This window comes from Pseudonocardia oroxyli (assembly GCF_900102195.1).
GTDB classification, from domain to species: Bacteria; Actinomycetota; Actinomycetes; order Mycobacteriales; family Pseudonocardiaceae; genus Pseudonocardia; species Pseudonocardia oroxyli.
In genome coordinates, this window is the sequence record NZ_FNBE01000009.1 from 54476 (window position 1) to 72860 (window position 18385).

The following is an 18385-nucleotide window of genomic DNA, read 5'->3' on the forward strand; positions in this document are numbered from 1 at the left end:
TTGTCCGCCATTCGCACGACCATCACGCCTGCCGATGTCGCCCACCGCTGGGCCGCGGCGTGGAGCGCACCGACCCCGGACGCGTTCGTCGACCTGTACGCCGAGGACGGCGAGTACTTCGACGTGACCTTCGGGGTGCGACGTCGAGGGCACGACCTGATCGCTACCCGCCACCGTCTCTGGCACGCCGCCGTCTCGGACTGCGGGATGACGGTGGACGACGTGCACACCGGTGACGGGTTCGTGGTCGTGGAGGTGACCGGGCGAGGCACCTTCTCCGGTGACGACCTCGGCGGCGGCAAGATGAAGGCGACGGGCAAACCCTTCAGCGGCCGTTCGGTCGCCGTCCTCGTCCTGAACCCGGAACTCGAGATCGTCTCGTGTCGGGAGTACTACGACCGGGCCGTGATGCCCGGGGGAGCCGCGACGCCGTTCGGTGAGTGAGGGCGGAGTCGACGCCGCGACCCGACACACGACGAGGTGTATCCGATGGCGCGACGTACAGGTCTGGCCCACGGCGCATGGACGCCGTTCTCGTCGCCCGCTTGACCTGAACCCGAGTCGAGGTTGCACTCTCCACCCATGTCTGTCGCGTTCAACCACACCATCGTCTCGACCCGTGACCAGGACGCCGGTGCGCGCTTCCTCGCCGATGTCCTCGGACTGGCCGCCCCGACCCGCTTCGGGCCGTTCAGCGTCGTCGCGCTGCCCGACGGGGCCGCCCTCGACTATCTCGACAGCGACGAGGTGCATCCGCAGCACTATGCGTTCCTCGTCTCCGAGGCGGAGTTCGACGCCGTCACCGACCGGCTGCGGGAGCGAGGAGTCCCGATCTACGCCGACCCGGGGCACCGCAGATCTGGCCACAACACCCACGACGGTGGCCGCGGTGCCTACTTCGACTCTCCCGAAGGCCACAATCTCGAGGTCCTGACCCGCCCGTACGGCAGCGGCCCCGCATGACCTGACGCTCCGGCCACTCTCAACATATAGCGGTGATCGGGGCTTGTGGCAAGCCCCCCACGGGCCCGCAGAATGCCGTCTCACCTGCGGGAACGAGGGGGATTCGTGATCGACGTGATCGTCGCCGGGGGCGGGCCGACCGGGATGGTGCTGGCGAGCGAGCTGCGGTTGCAGGGCGTGGGCGTGGTCGTGCTGGAGCGGGATCCGGAGCCGACCGAGGTGGTGCGGTCGCTCGGGATGCACGCCCGCAGTATCGAGATCCTGGACCAGCGCGGACTCCTCGACAGGTTCCTCGAGGTGGGTATGCGGCACCCGTTGGGCGGGTTCTTCGCCGGGATCACCAAGGCGGCGCCGGAGGGCCTGGACACCGCGCACGCCTACACGCTCGGCATCCCGCAGCCCACCACGCTGCGGCTGCTGACCGAGCACGCGGTCGAGCAGGGCGCCGAGATCCGGCGGGGGACCGAGGTCGTCGGGCTGACCCAGGACGACGACGGGGTCACCGTCGAGACCTCGGCCGGCCCGCTGCGGGCGCGGTACCTCGTCGGGTGCGACGGCGGCCGGAGCACGGTTCGCAGGCTGCTCGACGTCCGGTTCCCCGGGATCGCGGCACGGCACCAGTGGCTCCTCGGCGAGATCGAGCTGACCGCGCCGCTCGCCGAGGTGACCGCGCGGGTCGCCGAGATCCGGCGGACCAACCTGTGGTTCGGCGTGGGGCCTGCCGGGAACGGGCGGTTCCGGGTCGTCGCGCCCGCGCTCGAGCACAGCGCGGAGCCGCCCACCTTCGAGGAGCTCACCGAGCGGATGCGCGCGATCGCCGGCACCGACTTCGGCGCGCACTCGCCGCGGTGGCTCTCCCGCTTCGGGGACGCGACCCGGCAGGCCGAGCACTACCGCGTCGGGTGGGTGCTGCTGGCGGGGGACGCCGCCCACGTCCACCCGCCGCTGGGCGGGCAGGGCCTGAACCTGGGCATCCAGGACGCGTTCAACCTCGGGTGGAAGCTCGCCGCCACCGTCCATGGCCGGGCGGACCTGCTGGACACCTACGAGACCGAACGGCACCCCGTCGCCGCCGCGGTCCTGGACAACACCCTCGCGCAGGGCGAGCTGATGGCCCTCGAACCGGGGGCGCAGGCCGTGCGGAGGCTGCTCACCGAGCTGATGGACTTCCCGGAGGTCAACCGCCACCTGGTCGGGAAGATCATCGGGATCGACGTCCGCTACGACCTCGGCGGCGACCATCCGCTGGTCGGGCGGCGGCTGCGGGACCTGCCGCTGCGGCAGGGACGGCTCTACGAGCGGATGCACGCGGGCCGGTGGCTGCTGCTCGACCGCACCGGGCTGCTCGCGGCGCCGGACGGCGTCGACGCCGTCGTCGACCCGACGGTGGAGCTCGACGTGCCCGCGGCCCTGCTGCGGCCGGACGGGCACGTCGCCTGGGTCGGGGACGACCAGCACGAGCTCGACCGCGTCGTCGGGTCTACGCCTGCGGGAGTACGTCCGGCGTGCTGTCGTCCCCGCGGGGAGTAGCCGAGGTGTCCGCGCTCGTCCGATTCGCCCGGGCGCGGGCTGGGCGAGGCTCGTCCCACCGACAACCCTGGAGGGACCGTGACCGCAGTGACCTCCGTGCGCGTGCCCGTGCCCCGGGCGGCCCGCAGCGTGCTGCTGATCGTGCACCTCGTGGCGATCGCGGCGTGGATCGGGCTCGACGTCGCGCTCGGGCTGCTGGTGCTCGTACCGATGGCGGCGCACGAGTGGACCGCCGCGTGCTACCAGGTGCTGCCGCTGCTGTTCTGGCCGCTGCTCACCGCCGGGCTACTGAGCGCGCTCAGCGGTGTGGCCCTCGGCCTGGTCACGCGGTGGGGGCTCGTGCGGCACTGGTGGGTCGCGATCAAGCTGGTGATCAATCTCGTGCTGATCGTGCTGGTGGCGCTCCTGCTCGGCCCCGGTCTCGACGCCGCGGGGGAGTTCGGCCGGGCGCTCGCCGCGGGGGAGGTCCCCGCCGTCGAGGTGCCGCGGCTGTACATGCCGCCGATCGTCTCGACGGCCGCGCTCGTGGTCGCCACCGTGCTGTCCGTCGTCAAGCCGAAGGGGCGCCTGCGGGCCTAGGACGGTCTCGCGATCCGGCGGCGCCGGATCGCGAGACCGTCCTAGCCGACCCGCCGCAGCTGCGGCCAGAGCGCCGCCCAGCCCTCCCGCGGCGGCCCGCACCGCCACACCGGGCGCCCCTGCTCCTGGTTGTCCAGCCCGACGCCGTTGTCGATCGTGGCCGCGACCGTGCAGTCCGGGAACCACTCCCGCACCCGCGCCTCCGGGTAGCCGACGACGACGGCGGGGACCGCCCCCGCGGGTGGCGCTCCCCAGTCGGCGAAGGCGTTGTGCCCGCTCAGGACCGGGACGTCCGGGGCGAAGCGGCGCAGTGCCCCGGCCTCGCCGTAGTTGGCCGCCACGACCACGCCGCCGGGTGGCACCACCGCGGACACGGTGCGCGCGAACTCCGGCCAGCCCACCGTCTCGCCGACGTCTCCGACCATCGCCGTGATCGGGGTGTCCGCCAGCGCGGTGACCGGCACGACGGGAAGCATGAGCACGACGTTGACCAGTGCTGTGAGCGCCACGGCCACCCCGAGCAGCACCCGCCGCAGCCTGGTGCGCGCCCAGCCCAGCACGGGCCCCGCGCCCGCCGCGAGCAGCAGCGGGAAGAGGCCCGCGAGGTAGTAGGGCTTGCCCCCGGTCGCCGTGAACAGCACGGCCAGCACCGCGGCCGCCACCGGGAGGAGCGGGTACCGCCGCCACAGCGCGACCAGCCCCGCCACCCAGACCGGAATGAGCAGCGGCCCGACCAGCACCGCCTGGAACGGCACGACCAGCCACCAGGGCTCGCTGGAGGTGGAGGCCCCTGCGGCGATCGACCGGGACAGGGCGAGCATCGGCCAGCCGTGCCACGCCTGCCAGACCAGGAACGGCGACCAGATCGCGAGCGCGAGCAGGCCCGCGCCCCACAGCCACGGGTCCCGCAGCACCCGGCGCGGCCCGGCGACGAGCACACCGACCAGCAACGCCGCGAGCAGGAACGCCACCAGCATCTTGTTCTGCAGGCCCACGCCCGCCGCGAGACCCACGAGCAGCCACCGCGGCCCGCCCGCGGACAGCGCTCGCACCGTGAACCACGTGACGAGCGCCCACACGAGCAGGTCCACGGTCGTGGTGGACAGCAGGTGCCCGGTCTGCAGCAGGATCGCCGACACCGCCATGCAGCCCGCCGCGAACACCTGGGCGCCCCGCGCGGCGCCCAGGTCCCGCGCGATCAGGCCCGTGACCAGCACGACCAGACCCGCGAGCAGCGCGGGGGCCACCCGCAACACGATCAGCGAGTCCCCGCCCAGCAGGGCGAGCAACGGCGTGAGCGGGCCCTGGTCGACGTAGCCGATCGCCGGGTGACGTGCGGCCTCGAGGAAGTACAGCTCGTCCCGGTGGTAGCCGTATCCGCTGCTCAGAGCGATCAGGAGCGCGGCGACGAGCACCCCGATCCCGGCCGCCGGGAGCAGGCCGCCCGGGTCGATCGCCCTGGGTGACGGCGCGGCGCGCGTCGACGAGCCCGTCGGAGTGGCCTCGGTCATGGTTTCGCCGCACCCACTCCTGCCCGTTCGGGGTCCGCGTGCCCCCACCGTGCGGGGCGTTGCTCACCAAGCGTGAGCTGATCAAAGGATATGCGGCCGAACGGGTCACGGCTCACTGCATCGAGTGACGACCTTCGGGCGATCGGGCTTGACTCGGCCCGCCGGCGATGCCTGATGAGAGCAATAACCACACGCACAGTAATTCCGTTCACACGATGGTGGTAGATGGCTCGATACCTCGGTCGGGGGCCGGATAGCTTTTTGTCATCAGCGGGGCTCCCCAAGTCACACGCTGAAACACGATGGGTTCGACTTCGGATCCCCGTACGTAACAGGAGAAGCACTGTGCTGAAGAAGGCTGCGATCCTCACCGCTGGCGTCGCTGCGTCCCTCGTGGCGGTCTCGCCGCTTGCCTTCGCCGGCGAGGGTCACCACGAGCACTCCTCGTCGCCGAAGAACGTGGGCGTCATCTCGGACGGCGGCTCGTCCAGCGCGAACGGCCTGGTCGCCGTCAACGCCCTGAACGACGCCGAGGTCCTCAAGAACGTCAACGTCTGCGGCGTGGACGTCGACGCGGCGCTGTCGGTCCTGGGCATCCTGGGCGGCCAGGCGGCCAATGACGCCGCCCCGCAGTCGGTCGCCTGCGACGCCGGCGACTCCGCGGGCATCTGGCAGAAGTGAGCTGACTCAGCTCCACCGGGGATGACGCACCGGATCCGCTTCCGCGGGTCCGGTGCGTCCCTGTTTCCGGATGGGCTCGAAAACGGATTCCGACGCCGCCGGAGAACGGTCAGGAATCGGGCCGCAGCTCCGCAGGGAGCCCGAACAGGGCGAACAGTTTCGTGTCCAGGAACGAGGTGATGCCGGTGATCCGGTCGCCCTCGATCCGCAGCACCTGCAGGCCCCACGGACGGTGCACCCCGTCCTCGCCGAGGCGGTACTGACCGAAGGCGGGCGCGCCGTTCGCCGAGGTGGGCAGCATGCGCGAGCCCTTGCAGCCGATGCCGGCCCCCTGCATCCAGGCGAGCAGGTTCTCCCGGCCGCGCAGCCACAACTCCAGCGGGGGCATGTTCTGCTCGACGTCCTCGTGCAGCAGGGCCACGAGACCCTCCATGTCGAAGGCCTCGAACGCCGCGACGTACTTGGCCAGCAGCTCGAGGTGCTCCTGCGGGGGCGGGGACGCCGACGCATCGTCCGCGCTGCCGATGCCCCGCTCGTCCAGCGTGGCCCGTGCCCGCTGCAGCGCGCTGTTCACCGAGGCCACCGACGTGCCCAGCAGCTCGGCGACCTCCGCGGCCTTCCAACACAGCACCTCGCGCAGGATCAGCACGACGCGCTGGCGCGGCGGGAGGTGCTGCAGCGCCGCCACGAACGCGAGCCGGATGGACTCCCGCGCCACGGCCGTCTCCGCCGGGTCGCTGTGCGACGGGGTGACCCGCGCGTCCGGCATCGGCTCCAGCCACGTGTCGTCCGACAAGGGCTCGCGCAGCAGCTCGGCCCGCGGCTCCGAGGGACCCCCGAAGTCCATGGGGGTGGCGCGGCGCTTCCGGCCGTTCAGCGCGTCGATGCAGACGTTCGTGGCGATCCGGTAGAGCCAGGACCGCAGCGAGGACCGCCCGTCGAACTTGTCGAGGGCCCGCCACGCCCTGATCATGGTCTCTTGCACGGCGTCCTCGGCCTCGAAGGAGGAGCCGAGCATGCGGTAGCTGTAGCCGGTGAGCTCACCCCGGAACTGCTCGAGCTGTGGCTCGAGCTCGTCCCGGGTCGGTGCCGTTGCGGGCGCACTCATCTCGCCTGTCCCCCTGGGTGGTCCGATCGTGGTCCCCCGAGTGTGCCGTGCACCACCGACAAAAGCAGCGGGTGTGCGCCGATGCGTCCGGAACCGACGGTCGGCGGTGCAGCACTAGGATGCGTGAGGGACCAGGTGCCCGGTCCCTCGACGTCAGCCCTCGGGCGGAGGAAGGCTCGATGTCCGCAACCACCGGCACCCGACGGGCAGGCCGCAGGCCGGTCACCAGCCGGGACGAGATCGAGCACATCGCCCTCGAGCTCTTCAGCGCGCGCGGGTTCGACTCGACGACGGTGGACGACGTCGCGCAGGCCGCCGGCATCGGGCGACGGACCTTCTTCCGCTACTACGCCTCCAAGAACGACGTGCCGTGGGGTGCGTTCGACGAGATGCTCGACCGGATGCGCGCGCGGTTCGCCGCCCTGCCCCCGGACGTGTCGGTCATGGCCGGGATCCGGGCGACCGTGCTGGACTTCAACGACATCCCGGTCGAGGAGCAGCCCTGGCACCGGCAGCGGCTGCGGCTGATCCTCGAGACGCCCGCGCTCCAGGCCCACTCCGCGCTGCGCTATGCCGAATGGCGGCGGGTGGTCGCGGACTACGCGGGCGCGCGCCTGGGACAGGAGCCCACGGCGCTGCTCCCGCGCACGCTGGGACACCTGTGCCTCGGCGCGGCGCTGGCGGCGTACGAGCAGTGGTTGGCAACGGAGGACGCGGAGCTGCGAGACCTGCTCGACGAGGTGCTCGCGGCCCTGGAGACCGGGTTCGCGCAGATCCGGGTGGGCTGATGGTCGGGGCGCCGGCGTGGGGCTGACGCTTGGGACGCCCAAGCGTCGCTGAGTGGCGCTTGGGACGCCCAAGTGTCGGAGGCCGAGTGATGCTTGGGACGCCCAAGCACCGCTGGGTGACGCTTGGGACGCCCGAGCAGCACGGAGCGGCGTTCGGGGCGCCCGGGCGTTAGAGGCCGGGTTGACGCTCGGGACGCCCAAGCGCCACTGAGCGACGCTTGGGACGCCCAAGTGTCGGAGGCCGGGTGATGCTTGGGACGCCCAAGCGCCGCTGAGCGATGCTTGGGCGTCCCAAGCGTCAGTGGGCCGCTCAAGCGTCAGCGGCACGTTAAGCGTCACTGGGCCGCTCAAGCGCGTGAACGGGCCGCCAGCCTCGGAGTCGTCGGAGCACGTCGAGCGGCCCGGCCACCGGACGTGCCGGTGACCGGGCCGTGGTCGAGCTCGCGATCAGGGGGTGGCGACGGGCGGGAGCGGGGTCGAACCGGGCGTCACCGCGACCCCGGGCAGCGCACCGGCGGCCGGAGCAGCACCCGCGGCCGGCGCGGCCGGGACCTCGGGAGCACCCGGAACGGCCGGAACGTCCGGGGCCCCCGGCACGGCGGGCGCCGCGGGCACGGTGGGCACGGTGGGCGGTTCGGGCACGGCCGGGGCGTCGACCGGCAGACCGGTGGCCGGGTCGACGGCGGGCGCGTCGACGGGCAGGCCCGTCGCCGGGTCCACCGCGGGCACCGGGAGACCGGTGGCCGGGTCGACCGCTGCGGGGTCCGGGACGGCGGGGTCCGGGACGGCCGGGTCCGGCACCGCAGGCACCGCAGGCACCGCAGGCGCTGCGGGCAGGGCGGCAGGGTCCGGCACCGGGACCGACGGGTCCGGCAGCGGGACGGTGAGGTCCTGCTCGGCCGCCGTCCCCACCGGGAGCGCCGGGGTGTCCACGGGCAGCGCGGGCGCCGCCGGGACCACGGGCACGGCAGGCACGGCGGGGACCGCGGGGACCGCGGGCACCACGGCCACCGGGTCGGGCGGGATGAGACCACCGAGCAGCGAGGGCAGCAGCCCCTGCGCGGTGGTCAGGACGTCGTTGAGCAGGCCGCCGAGCAGCGACGGGGGCTCGAGCGGCACCGCGGGCAACGCGGGTACCGCGGGTACGGCCGGTAGCTGCTCCGCCGCGGGGGCGGCGAGCGCAGTGCCCGCCCCGAGAACGGCGACGCTGCCACTCGTCGCCACCGCGACGACGGCCAGCGCGATCTTCTTTCGCACGGCGTGTCTCCTCATGATTCTCCGAGCGGGAACGGCGGAATCATGCGAAGCGGCGCGCCGACAGGCCATGACCCGATCGTGCAGGAGCCGACAGCGAGATCGCACAGAGTGACGAAGAGGTGTGGATACTCTCGATCGGGCGACCCCGAACCGGGGAGTCCGGCTCCGCCCGTCGGGCGACACCCCGTCCGGGTGGCCCGACGCGCCGGTGCGTGTCACCCACTGGCGTACTTCCGCTATCACCCTCACCCGTTCGGGGGCACACTCACCGAACGTGGAGAATCACCGACGCGTGCTCTACGCAGCGTCAGCAGAGCGGATGAGTCGATCGAGTCGTCTCGCCGTCGGCCAGCGCACGGAGTGTGCCCAGCCGAGCTGCTCGAAGATGCGGATCGCGCGCGCCGAGACGTCGATCTGCCCGGGCTTGGCCCCGTGGCGCGCGCACGTCGGGTCGGCGTGGTGGAGGTTGTGCCACGACTCGCCGAAGGACAGCAGGGCCAGCCACCACACGTTCGCGGAGCGGTCCCGCGCGGCGAACGGCCGATCGCCCCAGATGTGGCAGACCGAGTTGATCGACCACGTGACGTGGTGCAGCAGCGCGACCCGCACGAGTCCCGCCCAGAACAGTGCGGACAGCGCGCCGCCCCACGACCAGGTGAGCAGTCCGCCGAGCAGGCCGGGCAGCAGCAGGCTCGTCAGGGCGTACCAGAGGAAGTGGTCGGAGACCCGGCTGACGGCCCGGTCGGCCAGCAGGTCGGGCGCGAACCGGCGGAAGTTCGTCTTGTCGCGGTCCAGCAGCCAGCCCATGTGGGCGTGCCAGAACCCGCGGGCCAGCGCCCGCGGTCCCGTCCCGAACAGCCACGGCGAGTGCGGGTCGCCCTCCTTGTCGGAGTAGGCGTGGTGGCGGCGGTGGTCGGCGACCCAGGAGAGGGGCGAGCCCTGCAGCGCGAGCGAGCCCGCCACGGCCAGACCGACGCGCAGGGCGGGTGTCGCCTTGAACGACCCGTGGGTGAAGTGCCGGTGGAACCCGACGGTGATGCCCATCCCGCTGACCACGTAGAACACCGCGAACAGTGCCACGTCCGTCCAGCCGAGACCCCAGCCCCAGGCCACCGGGACCGCCGCCGCCACGGCGAGCAGCGGGATGATCATGAAGGCGATGACGAGGACGTGCTCGAGCATCGAGCGGCGGCCTTCGGTGGCGGGTTCCGCGGCTCGGGAACGGTCCGGTCGGTCCGGGGCGAGTATCGACATGCAGGGGCCTCACGTTGCGGGGGTCGGTCGGGGGAGGACCGGCTCCGGCCGCCGCATGCGACCCCGTCGGGACTCGCACGGCGGCCGAAGGTCACGGTAGCGCAACGAACAGGACAAGGAGTGGTCGCGGAGATGTGCGGTGAATGAGCATCCGCGGACTCGACCGCAGTCGGCCGTCGGCGTGATAGGTTCGGTGCCGGTTGCAGTCGTGTCTTCCTCGATCGTTGAGACAGCGTGCGTGGATGTGTGTGACAGCGGGCTCCGCACGCGCGGTCGGGGGGATGACTCCCACAGTTCGTGTACCCGTGCAACCTCCGGGCGTCGACACGTCGCGCGGATCCGTTCAGTGTGTGGGAGAACAGTTATGCCGCAGGGCACCGTGAAGTGGTTCAACGCCGAGAAGGGCTTCGGCTTCATCGCCACCGACGACAACGGGCCGGACGTCTTCGTCCACTACTCGGCCATCCAGACCAACGGCTTCCGGACCCTCGAGGAGAACCAGCGCGTCTCCTTCGAGTCGTCCCAGGGCGCCAAGGGCCCCCAGGCCGACTCGGTGACCCCGCTCTAAGCGGCAACACCAAGGCTTTCCGCTGCCGGCGATCCCCTCGGGGTCGCCGGCAGCGGCGTGTCAGGGGGTCAACCAGTCGCAGGTCAGGCGCAGCCCGTCCGCGACGCCGCGCAGCTCGATCCCCAGCCCCCGCGTGTTCGCGTCCTCCACGTGGACGGCGGGGAAGCGGCCGTAGACCTCGGAGCGGCGCGCGAAGGTCGGGGCGTCCGGGCCGAGGTCGGAACCCGGTGGCAGCGTCCGGACCCGGTGCGGGCTGCCGAGCAGCGCGCAGGCCCGGTTCACGACCTGGCCGAACGGCGCCACCTCGCCGTAGAGCACGTACCGGGTCCCCGCCGCGCCCGCGTCGAGCACCCGCAGCGCGGCACGGGCGGTGTCCGCCGCGAGCGTCCAGCCGATCGGGGCGTCCACGACCGCGTCGAGCTCCCCGCGGGCGGCCGCGAGGAGTAGTCCGTTGTAGCTGTGCGGACCCGCGGGGGACGGGCCGTAGATGCTGCCGGGCAGCAGGAGGGACGCCTCGACGTCCGCGGCGAGGACCAGCTCGTCCGCCTCGGCCTTCGCGCGGGAGTAGGAATCGGTCAGAGCCTGCGGCCCGGTGGGCGTCTCGCTGACCAGCCCGGTCGGGTCCATGACGGCCGCGCCGGAGCTGCAGTGCACCAGCCTGCGGATCCCCGCGCGGCCCATCGCGGCGAGCAGGGCGCGGGTGCCGTCGACGTTCGCCGCCCGGATCCGGGCCTCGGTCCCGCCGACCAGCCCGGCGAGGTGCACGACGGCGGAGCAGCCCGCCAGCGCGGCGTCGAGGGAGCTCGGGTCCTCCAGTCGACCGACGACGGTCTCGACCCCGGCGGGCAGCACCGCCGCGGCCTTCGCCGGGTCCCTCACGAGGACCCGCAGGTCACGCCCCTGCGCCTGGGCCACCAGCGCGCTCCCCAGGTAACCGGTCCCGCCCGTCACCAGCAGCATGGCGCCATCATCCCCGAGCCGCGTCGAGCGGCGTCCGGCGCTGCGTGCCTCGAACGGAGTATCCGCCGATCTCGGGCACCCGACCGGTCGCCCGCCGCCCACCGGCACCCGGATCACCGATGATCGGTGATCGTCGCCACTCGTCTCTACGTCACGCGCGGTCACCGTTCGCCCCCGTGTCACGCGTACCTCGGCCCCCGTCGATGGTGTTGCATGTGATGTGGGCGACGGAGACGTCGCCGGGACGCGGGTACGGAACGAGGAGTGGGTCGGATGTCGTGGTGGGACAGCTACCGGGCCGTGTACGGCGCGGAGCTGCGGGCGGCCGCGGTGGAGTACGTCGAGCACGGGTGGCCGCTGGTGCCGGGCCCGGGCGCGGACGTGCTGCTGGACACCGGGACCGTGCTCGACGTGATCGAGGTTCCCGCCGAGATCGGCCGCCGCGTGTGCGCCACTCTGCGTGACCGCGGGATGGTCGTGCCCGTCGCGGCGACCCCCCACGACACATGGTGGTTCCCGATGACCCCGAACCACCCGCTCCCGGCGGAGCTCTCGCTGCACACGGACGTCGTGCTGCACACGGACGGCATCGGGGTGCTCGCCCCGCCGACCGAGCGGCCCGACGGCTGGGTGCAGTGGCGGGTCCGTCCGGCGTTCACCGGCTATCGGGTGCCGGACGCCGACATGATCATCGATGCCGTCCTGGCCGCCGTCCGGCGCCGGGCGGGCAGTGCGGTGGAGGAGGTCGAGCGCCCGGACACCCAGCGATCCGTGGCGCAGATCGCCCGCGGGGTCTAGCCGACCCCCGCGTCCCGCCCGGACGGTCTCGCGCGGCGTCGACCGCGCGCCCGGGCTGCGGACGCACCCGTGTGTGGCGCGATCGCCCCGCTGCCGCACCACGGACCCCCGGCCGGGTCCGGCGGATCACCGCCGGACCCGGCCGGTCTCATGACCCGCCCGTCGTCGGGCCGGGTGCCGGTCGGTGAGCGCGGCTCCGCTGAGGAACCCTCAGCGGATTCGGGCACTATGGGGCGGTGAGCACACCCGCGGGTCTCGAGCTCGGCCCGGTCGCCGAGGAGCAGAAGCGGCGCGACCTGCGCCGGATGAAGATGGTCGCCACCGGGTTCCTGGTCGGCGCCACGATCGTGTTCTTCGTGATGCGCTACCTGGAGCTGCGCCAGGGCCTGGCCTGGGCCGGGTACGTCCGGGCCGCGGCCGAGGCGGGCATGGTGGGCGCGCTCGCCGACTGGTTCGCCGTGACCGCCCTGTTCCGGCACCCGCTCGGGCTCAAGATCCCGCACACCGCGATCATCCCGCGCAAGAAGGACACGATCGGCGACGCGCTGGGGGACTTCGTCGGGGAGAACTTCCTGTCCGAGGAGGTCGTCCGGGACAAGCTCGGCCGGGTGCAGGTCTCGCAGCGCGTCGGCACCTGGGTCGCGCAGCGGGAGAACGCCGATCGGGTCACCGCCGAGCTCGCCACCGCGGCCAGCGGCGTCGTCACCATCCTCAAGGACGACGTCGTGCAGGACCTCATCGAGCAGGTCCTGGTGCGCAAGCTGCTGGACAAGGAGGTGGGGCCGCCGCTCGGCAAGCTGCTGGAGGGCGTCCTCGCGGACGGCGCGCACCGCCACCTCGTCGACCTCGTGTGCGACCGCGCCTACGACTGGGTCACCGCCAACCAGGAGATGGTGCTGCGGGTCGTGCACGACCGGGCGCCCATGTGGACCCCCCGGTTCCTCGACGACATGATGGCCGACAAGCTGTTCACCGAGGTCCAGGGCTACGCGTGGGCGGTGAAGACGGACCCCGAGCACCCCCTGCGGCACGCCGTGGACCGCTTCCTCACCGAGTTCGCGAAGGACCTGCAGAGCGACCCGAAGACGATCGAGCGGGCGGAGCGGGTCAAGCAGCAGGTCGTTGAGCACCCGGACGTCCAGAAGTTCATCGGGCAGGCCTGGGGCGTGGCGAAGGGCATGATCCTCGACGCCGCGTCGGACCCGTCGAGCGAACTGCGGTCCCGGGTCCGGGACGGGCTGATGAGCCTCGGCGCCCGCCTGGAGCAGGACGCGGAGCTGCGGGGCCGCCTCGACGGCTGGCTCGCGGACGCGGCGGGGTACGTCGTGCGGCACTACCGCGGCGAGATCACCACGCTGATCACCGACACCGTCGCCAAGTGGGACGCCGAGGAGACCAGCCGCAAGATCGAGCTCCAGGTGGGCCGCGACCTGCAGTTCATCCGGATCAACGGCACGGTGGTGGGTGCCCTCGCCGGCCTGGTGATCTACACGGTGTCCCAGCTCGTCTTCTGAGCCCCTCCACGATGCGGTCAGAGTGCCGCGCCCACCGCCAGGCCGAGGCCCGCCGCGCCCAGGCCTGCGAGCACCGAGGCCACGGTGTTCGCGACGGCGAGGGGGCGCGGCAGGTGCACCGTCTCCCAGCCGAAGGTGGAGTACGTGGTCAGGGCGCCGCAGAAGCCGGTGCCGACCAGCGCCGTGACCCAGGGGCTCGCGGCCACCCCCGTGACCAGGCCCAGCACGAACGAGCCCACCACGTTCACCGCGAACGTGCCCCACGGGAAGCCGCTGGTGTGGCGGGACTGGACCAGCCGGTCTGTCAGGTAGCGGGCCGGGGCCCCGACGGCCGCGCCCAGCACGACCATCAGTGGAACCATCGCCCCGCCCACATCCCGGCCCAGGTCGCGACCAGCGCGGCCGCGAGCGTGCCGACCAGGTAGGCCGCACCGAGCCCGATCCGCCCTTCGAGCAGGAGCCGCTGCGCGTCCACGGCGTAGGTGGAGAACGTGGTGAACCCGCCCAGCACCCCGGTGGCCAGGAAGGGCCGCAGCAGGGGGTGGGCGCCGCGCGCGATGAGCACCGTGAGCACCACGCCGATCGCGAAGCACCCGACGACGTTGATCAGGAACGTGCCCGGGGGGCCCGGGAGCGCGAGGCCCACGGCCCACCGGGCGAGCGCGCCGAGCACCCCGCCCGCCGCGACCGCCGGCACGGGGCGGCTCTGCCCGCGCAGCACCTCGGAGATCACCACGGGAGCCTAGTGCGGTGACCACGGACGCTCACCGGTCCTCGCGCGCCGCCTTGCACGGAACCACCCGGATCCCGCGACCACCCGGCGAGGGTTCGCGGTCACGGCACGAGCTGAATCGTGTCCGAGGCCACGCGACCAGCGCAAGCACTGCGCTTGCAGGAGCTAGCACTGCCGCGTACGGTCGGAGACGTGTCCGAGGGGTCGACCGACAAGCTCAACCAGGCCGTGGGTCAGGTGGGGCACGTCGTCGAGAAGGTCGAGAAGACCGTCGACGACATCGGCTCCTACATCCGCGCCCAGCGCGAGTCGGCGCAGGTCTCCCTGCGTCAGCTCGCGAAGACCGCGGGGGTCTCCAACCCGTACCTCAGCCAGATCGAGCGCGGGCTGCGCACACCGTCCGCCGAGATCCTGCAGCAGATCGCCAAGGGGCTGCGCATCTCGGCGGAGGCCTTGTACGTGAAGGCCGGGATCCTCGAGCAGCGTCCCGCGGGTGCCGTCACGGATGCGGTGCTGATCGACCCGCACCTCACCGAGCGGCAGAAGCAGGTGCTGCTGGACATCTACCAGTCCTTCCGGCGCGAGAACGAGCCGGGCGCATCGACAGAACAGGGAGAGTGATCACCATGGCCGTGTCGCTGCCGACCGCCGCGGACGTCCGCAAGGTCCGTGAGCAGTTCGCCGAGTCCGTGGCCGACCAGGCCGGAGTCGTGAAGACCCCGGCGCTCGCCGTGCTGGGCGCGGGCGAGTACGCGTACTCCACCGTGCTCGGCGCCTACTCCACGGTGAAGACCCGCGCCACCGAGCGGGCCGAGGCCGCGCAGAAGTTCGCAGGCGAGCTGCCGGGCGAGCTCGAGGAGCTGCGGGGCAAGCTCAGCACCGAGGAGCTGCGCAAGCTCGTCGAGCAGCTGCGGGCGCAGGCGGAGAAGTACTACGCCGACCTGGCCAAGCACGGTGAGTCCACCTGGACCACCATCCGCAAGCAGCCGCAGGTCAAGCAGGCCTTCAGCTCCGTCGAGGAGTTCACCGGCAAGGTGGACGCCCGGGTGGACGCCCTCGTCGACGACGCGCACGACGTCGCCGAGAAGGCCCTCTCCACCCTGACGACCCAGACCCGCTCGGTGGGCGAGAAGGTCGCCGTCCGCACCCAGAAGGCCGCGGACGAGGTCGCCGAGACCATCACCGAGGTCTCCGCCGAGGTGTCGGAGAGCCTCGCCGAGGCCGGCAAGGAGGCGGCCGAGGCCGTGGACACCGCGGGCGACGAGGCGGCCTCCACCACGCGCAGCGCCACCCGCCGCGCGACCAACCGCACCGCCCCGGCGAAGGCCGAGCCGAAGACCGCACCGAAGGCGGCCCGCAAGCCCGCCGCGCGTCGCACCACCACGGCGAAGGCCGCCCCCCAGGCGGAGCCGAAGTCGGACTCCTGACCCACGCCGTCGAACGGCCCCGGAGACACCGCCGAGCGCGGGCTCCGGGGCCGTTCACGCGTCGGTCACGGTGCGGGTATGTCGGGATCGCGGCGACCCACGTAGTCTGACCCGGTGAACGTGTTCACCATGCTCGACCGACTGGTGCTGTTCGTCATCGGCATCGTGGTCGCGGTGTGCGCGGGGTACGCCTTCGTGCACGCGATCCGTCAGCGGGCGGACGCGTTCCAGGCCGCGAGCAAGCTGACCAAGAACGCGTGGCTGGGCATCACCGGTGCCGCCGCGCTGTTCCTACTCGTCATCCCCATCTTCGGGGTCATCTCCCAGCCCAGCGTCTACGGCGTCATCATGTCGTTCCAGGGGCTGCGCAGCGAGCTCACGCTGTTCTGGCTGGCGGGCACCGTGGCGATGCTGGTCTACATGGTCGACGTGCGGCCCGCCGTCGTCGCGGCCTCCCGCGGGGGCAACGGCTGGTGAGCGTCTGGGGCAGCCTGTCCGCGGTTCCCGCGGCCGACCGGCCCGACCTGCTCGCCGAGCCCGTCGCCAAGGCCGTCGCCGGTCTGTCCGGGGTCGAGGTCGCCGAGATCGACCCCGCGCTGGCGGACACCGCCGCGTTCTGCGAGGCCTACGGGTCCCCGCTCGAGGCGAGCGCCAACTGCGTCGTCGTGTCCGGCAAGCGCGCCGGCGAGGTCCGCTTCGCCGCCTGCCTGGTCCTCGCGACCACCCGGGCGGACGTCAACGGCCTGGTCAAGCGCAGGCTGGACGTCCGCAAGGCCAGCTTCGCCCCCATGGACCAGGCCGTGGAGCTGGCCGGCATGGAGTACGGCGGCATCACCCCGCTCGGCCTCCCCGCGGACTGGCCGGTCCTGGTGGACGCGCGGGTCGCGGCCGCCGAGGCCGTGATCGTCGGCAGCGGCATCCGGGGCTCCAAGCTCGCCGTCCCGGGCGCGGTCCTGGCCGGGCTCCCCGGCGCCGAGGTCGTCGAGGGCCTGGGGAACTGAGGGCTCGCCGCCGGTTCGGACTAGCGTCACTCGGGTGAGCCCGTTTCCCGTCATCGACGTCAGCCGGTGGCCCGTCGTTCGAGCGGAGCCGCAGGGCCGGAGCGGCAAGGACTGGCTCCGGCATGCGAGGACGCCGGTCTCCGCGGACACGCGGGCGGACGACTGGTTGTTCAAACCCGTCGTCGTGCACGGCAACGGACACCGCCAGGGCGGCGACTGGTCGGAGAAGATCGTGGCGGAGCTCGCCCGCGAGGTGGGCCTGCCCTCCGCAGAGGTCGAGCTCGCCGTGAGACACGGACGGGCCGGCTCGCTCTCGCGGAATGTGGCGCCGGACGGATGGGCTCTCCTCGACGGCGTCGTGTTGATGTCCGCCGCGGATCCGTCCTACGTGGGTGGCATGCGGTTGCGGGGGCGGCCGGGCCACAGTCTCGCCGCGATCGCGCGGGCTCTCGACGGCTGCCTTGCTTCGCCGGGCGGTCCTACAGAGCTCACCGGCATGGAGGTGTTCGCCGGGTATCTGATGCTCGATGCCTGGGTCGCGAACCAGGACCGGCACGACCGGAACTGGGCGGTCCTCGCCGACTCCGGCCGTTCGACGCTTCGGTTGGCGCCGTCGTACGACCACACCTCTAGCCTCGGGTTCAACCTGACGGATGCGGCTCGGCTGCACCACATCACCGAGGCCGAGCTCCTGCGCCGGTTCGCAGGCCGTGGCCGTGCAGTGGAGTTCGAGCACGTCGCAGGCGAGAAGGTTCCGACGCTGGTGGAGCATGCGGCCCGAGCCCTGGGTGGCGTCGGGGAACGAGCTCGCGCGAGATGGCTCACCGCCCTCGACCGGGTGGAGGACGAGACGGTAGCCCGGATAATCGGACGAGTGCCGAAAATGTCGGCCCCGGCGGCTACATTCGTGTTCGAGCTGCTGTCGATCAACCGGAGGAGGCTGCTCGATGTCGCTTGAGACCCTGGCCGACGTCCCTGAACGGTCTGCTCTCCCGTCGGCCCGTCGGCTCGTCGTCGCCTGGCAGCATCCGGAGACGCGGCTGATCTCCGCAATCGGGATGCTGGAATGCGAGCCGGAGGGGCGCTTCCGGTTCCGCTATCTCCGTCGCGCGGCGGGTGTCCAGGACTTCCGCCCGTTCCTCGGATTCCCCCGACTCGACCAGACCTACGAGGCGGAAAGGCTCTTCCCGCTGTTCGCCACCCGGGTCATGAGCCCACGCAGGCCGGACTTCAGGGCCTACCTCGACCAGCTGCATCTCAGCCCGGATGCGACGCCCTGGGAGCAGATGGCGAGGTCGGAGGGCCGTCGCACCGGCGACACCATCCAGGTCCTGCCCGTTCCGGACGTCGGTCCGGATCTGCGCTCCGACACGTTGCTCCTGGTTCACGGCATCCGGCACGTCGTCACCGGCGCAATGCCTGTCCTGGTTCGCGGCGACGAGCTCGGAGTGGTTCCGGACCGAACGAACCGGTTCAACCCGGCTGCGCAGTCCGTCACGACGGCCGGGGGGCAGCCTCTGGGCTACGTTCCCGACATGCTGCTCGAGCATCTCGGCGCGATGCAGAGCGCCGGTCCCGTGCGGCTGGCCGTCGAGCACGTCAACGGCCCGGAGGCGCCTCCGCACCTGCGCGTTCTGGCGCGGCTGACCGGCACGGTGCCGCCGGGATATCGGCCCATGGCAGGGCCCGGCTGGGAGACCTTCGACGAGTGAC

The 18385-nt window shown here is 72.4% G+C and carries 22 protein-coding genes; 15 read left to right on the plus strand and 7 right to left on the minus strand.

What is annotated here, in order from left to right; all coding sequences use genetic code 11:
- The 4 genes from BLS43_RS14945 to BLS43_RS14960 all read left to right on the plus strand — a co-directional run bounded on the left by BLS43_RS14945 (position 1) and on the right by BLS43_RS14960 (position 3072).
- Positions 1-444, plus strand: coding sequence for a nuclear transport factor 2 family protein (locus BLS43_RS14945; protein ID WP_093084489.1), 444 nt, complete (start codon positions 1-3; stop codon positions 442-444).
- A 138-nt stretch (positions 445-582) separates the two neighbouring features.
- Entirely contained in the window at positions 583-963 is a 381-nt protein-coding gene (locus BLS43_RS14950) for a VOC family protein (protein ID WP_093084492.1), read from the plus strand.
- A 105-nt stretch (positions 964-1068) separates the two neighbouring features.
- The gene (locus BLS43_RS14955; protein ID WP_093084496.1) at positions 1069-2493 is read left to right on the plus strand and encodes an FAD-dependent monooxygenase; all 1425 of its coding nucleotides are present in this window, start codon (positions 1069-1071) and stop codon (positions 2491-2493) included.
- Between the two features lie 78 nt (positions 2494-2571).
- Positions 2572-3072, plus strand: coding sequence for a hypothetical protein (locus BLS43_RS14960; RefSeq protein ID WP_218129832.1), 501 nt, complete (start codon positions 2572-2574; stop codon positions 3070-3072).
- Positions 3073-3113: 41 nt separating this feature from the next.
- Here the strand turns inward: BLS43_RS14960 and BLS43_RS14965 are convergent, their stop codons facing one another.
- A complete protein-coding gene (locus tag BLS43_RS14965; protein ID WP_093084499.1) occupies positions 3114-4583 on the minus strand; it encodes a glycosyltransferase family 39 protein in 1470 nt (489 codons plus the stop codon).
- 345 nt (positions 4584-4928) lie between these two features.
- Between BLS43_RS14965 and BLS43_RS14970 the strand changes: the two genes are divergently transcribed.
- Positions 4929-5264 carry a hypothetical protein gene (locus BLS43_RS14970; protein WP_093084502.1) on the plus strand — a complete coding sequence of 112 codons (336 nt, stop codon included), beginning with the start codon at positions 4929-4931 and terminating at the stop codon, positions 5262-5264.
- Between the two features lie 109 nt (positions 5265-5373).
- Here the strand turns inward: BLS43_RS14970 and BLS43_RS14975 are convergent, their stop codons facing one another.
- Entirely contained in the window at positions 5374-6372 is a 999-nt protein-coding gene (locus BLS43_RS14975) for a sigma-70 family RNA polymerase sigma factor (protein WP_093084505.1), read from the minus strand.
- 179 nt (positions 6373-6551) lie between these two features.
- On the opposite strand from BLS43_RS14975, the gene mftR reads away from it, so the two are divergent.
- A complete protein-coding gene (gene mftR / locus BLS43_RS14980; RefSeq protein WP_093084508.1) occupies positions 6552-7160 on the plus strand; it encodes a mycofactocin system transcriptional regulator in 609 nt (202 codons plus the stop codon).
- Positions 7161-7607: 447 nt separating this feature from the next.
- Here the strand turns inward: mftR and BLS43_RS14985 are convergent, their stop codons facing one another.
- Positions 7608-8417 (minus strand): hypothetical protein, encoded by an 810-nt coding sequence (locus tag BLS43_RS14985; RefSeq protein WP_093084511.1) that lies wholly within the window; start codon positions 8415-8417, stop codon positions 7608-7610.
- Positions 8418-8714: 297 nt separating this feature from the next.
- Positions 8715-9671 (minus strand): acyl-CoA desaturase, encoded by a 957-nt coding sequence (locus BLS43_RS14990; RefSeq protein ID WP_093084514.1) that lies wholly within the window; start codon positions 9669-9671, stop codon positions 8715-8717.
- Between the two features lie 364 nt (positions 9672-10035).
- Between BLS43_RS14990 and BLS43_RS14995 the strand changes: the two genes are divergently transcribed.
- On the plus strand, positions 10036-10239 hold the full coding sequence (locus BLS43_RS14995) for a cold-shock protein (RefSeq protein ID WP_093084517.1): 204 nt from the start codon (positions 10036-10038) through the stop codon (positions 10237-10239).
- A 60-nt stretch (positions 10240-10299) separates the two neighbouring features.
- On the opposite strand, the gene BLS43_RS15000 is transcribed toward BLS43_RS14995, so the two are convergent.
- On the minus strand, positions 10300-11199 hold the full coding sequence (locus tag BLS43_RS15000; RefSeq protein ID WP_093084520.1) for an NAD-dependent epimerase/dehydratase family protein: 900 nt from the start codon (positions 11197-11199) through the stop codon (positions 10300-10302).
- Between the two features lie 273 nt (positions 11200-11472).
- On the opposite strand from BLS43_RS15000, the gene BLS43_RS15005 reads away from it, so the two are divergent.
- Both BLS43_RS15005 and BLS43_RS15010 read left to right on the plus strand, forming a co-directional pair.
- A complete protein-coding gene (locus BLS43_RS15005; RefSeq protein WP_093084522.1) occupies positions 11473-11997 on the plus strand; it encodes a hypothetical protein in 525 nt (174 codons plus the stop codon).
- Positions 11998-12233: 236 nt separating this feature from the next.
- Complete coding sequence (locus tag BLS43_RS15010; protein ID WP_374204892.1) at positions 12234-13511, plus strand: DUF445 domain-containing protein; 1278 nt, start codon at positions 12234-12236, stop codon at positions 13509-13511.
- Positions 13512-13528: 17 nt separating this feature from the next.
- Here BLS43_RS15010 and BLS43_RS15015 read toward each other — a convergent pair whose 3' ends face one another.
- Together BLS43_RS15015 and BLS43_RS15020 are read right to left on the minus strand one after the other, a co-directional pair.
- On the minus strand, positions 13529-13873 hold the full coding sequence (locus BLS43_RS15015; protein ID WP_093085018.1) for a fluoride efflux transporter FluC: 345 nt from the start codon (positions 13871-13873) through the stop codon (positions 13529-13531).
- The gene (locus tag BLS43_RS15020; RefSeq protein WP_245707507.1) at positions 13861-14244 is read right to left on the minus strand and encodes a fluoride efflux transporter FluC; all 384 of its coding nucleotides are present in this window, start codon (positions 14242-14244) and stop codon (positions 13861-13863) included. Before BLS43_RS15020 ends, BLS43_RS15015 begins: the two co-directional genes overlap by 13 nt.
- Positions 14245-14472: 228 nt before the next feature.
- Here BLS43_RS15020 and BLS43_RS15025 point away from each other — a divergent pair, with 228 nt between their 5' ends.
- The 6 genes from BLS43_RS15025 (at position 14473) to BLS43_RS15050 (ending at position 18384) form a co-directional block, all read left to right on the plus strand.
- Positions 14473-14865, plus strand: a complete 393-nt coding sequence (locus BLS43_RS15025; RefSeq protein WP_176921344.1) for a helix-turn-helix domain-containing protein — start codon at positions 14473-14475, stop codon at positions 14863-14865.
- Between the two features lie 5 nt (positions 14866-14870).
- Positions 14871-15671: a hypothetical protein gene (locus BLS43_RS15030; RefSeq protein ID WP_143030062.1), complete on the plus strand. Its 801-nt coding sequence runs from the start codon at positions 14871-14873 to the stop codon at positions 15669-15671.
- Between the two features lie 114 nt (positions 15672-15785).
- A complete protein-coding gene (locus BLS43_RS15035) occupies positions 15786-16148 on the plus strand; it encodes a DUF2516 family protein (RefSeq protein ID WP_237194163.1) in 363 nt (120 codons plus the stop codon).
- On the plus strand, positions 16145-16672 hold the full coding sequence (locus tag BLS43_RS15040) for a YbaK/EbsC family protein (RefSeq protein ID WP_425438547.1): 528 nt from the start codon (positions 16145-16147) through the stop codon (positions 16670-16672). Before BLS43_RS15035 ends, BLS43_RS15040 begins: the two co-directional genes overlap by 4 nt.
- 34 nt (positions 16673-16706) lie before the next feature.
- Positions 16707-17630, plus strand: coding sequence for a HipA domain-containing protein (locus BLS43_RS15045; RefSeq protein WP_093084533.1), 924 nt, complete (start codon positions 16707-16709; stop codon positions 17628-17630).
- Positions 17620-18384, plus strand: a complete 765-nt coding sequence (locus BLS43_RS15050; RefSeq protein WP_093084535.1) for a hypothetical protein — start codon at positions 17620-17622, stop codon at positions 18382-18384. The genes BLS43_RS15045 and BLS43_RS15050 overlap by 11 nt, the downstream gene beginning before the upstream one ends.
- The last annotated feature ends 1 nt before the right edge of the window (position 18385 follow it).

Coding starts and splice junctions, on each gene's coding strand:
- BLS43_RS15050 (WP_093084535.1), top strand. CDS start 17,620: ATGTCGCTTGAGACCCTGGCCGACGTCCCTGAACGGTCTGCTCTCCCG.
- BLS43_RS14965 (WP_093084499.1), bottom strand. CDS start 4,583: ATGACCGAGGCCACTCCGACGGGCTCGTCGACGCGCGCCGCGCCGTCA.
- BLS43_RS14995 (WP_093084517.1), top strand. CDS start 10,036: ATGCCGCAGGGCACCGTGAAGTGGTTCAACGCCGAGAAGGGCTTCGGC.
- BLS43_RS15015 (WP_093085018.1), bottom strand. CDS start 13,873: ATGGTTCCACTGATGGTCGTGCTGGGCGCGGCCGTCGGGGCCCCGGCC.
- BLS43_RS15005 (WP_093084522.1), top strand. CDS start 11,473: ATGTCGTGGTGGGACAGCTACCGGGCCGTGTACGGCGCGGAGCTGCGG.
- BLS43_RS15000 (WP_093084520.1), bottom strand. CDS start 11,199: ATGCTGCTGGTGACGGGCGGGACCGGTTACCTGGGGAGCGCGCTGGTG.
- BLS43_RS14975 (WP_093084505.1), bottom strand. CDS start 6,372: ATGAGTGCGCCCGCAACGGCACCGACCCGGGACGAGCTCGAGCCACAG.
- BLS43_RS15030 (WP_143030062.1), top strand. CDS start 14,871: ATGGCCGTGTCGCTGCCGACCGCCGCGGACGTCCGCAAGGTCCGTGAG.
- mftR (WP_093084508.1), top strand. CDS start 6,552: ATGTCCGCAACCACCGGCACCCGACGGGCAGGCCGCAGGCCGGTCACC.
- BLS43_RS14990 (WP_093084514.1), bottom strand. CDS start 9,671: ATGTCGATACTCGCCCCGGACCGACCGGACCGTTCCCGAGCCGCGGAA.
- BLS43_RS14950 (WP_093084492.1), top strand. CDS start 583: ATGTCTGTCGCGTTCAACCACACCATCGTCTCGACCCGTGACCAGGAC.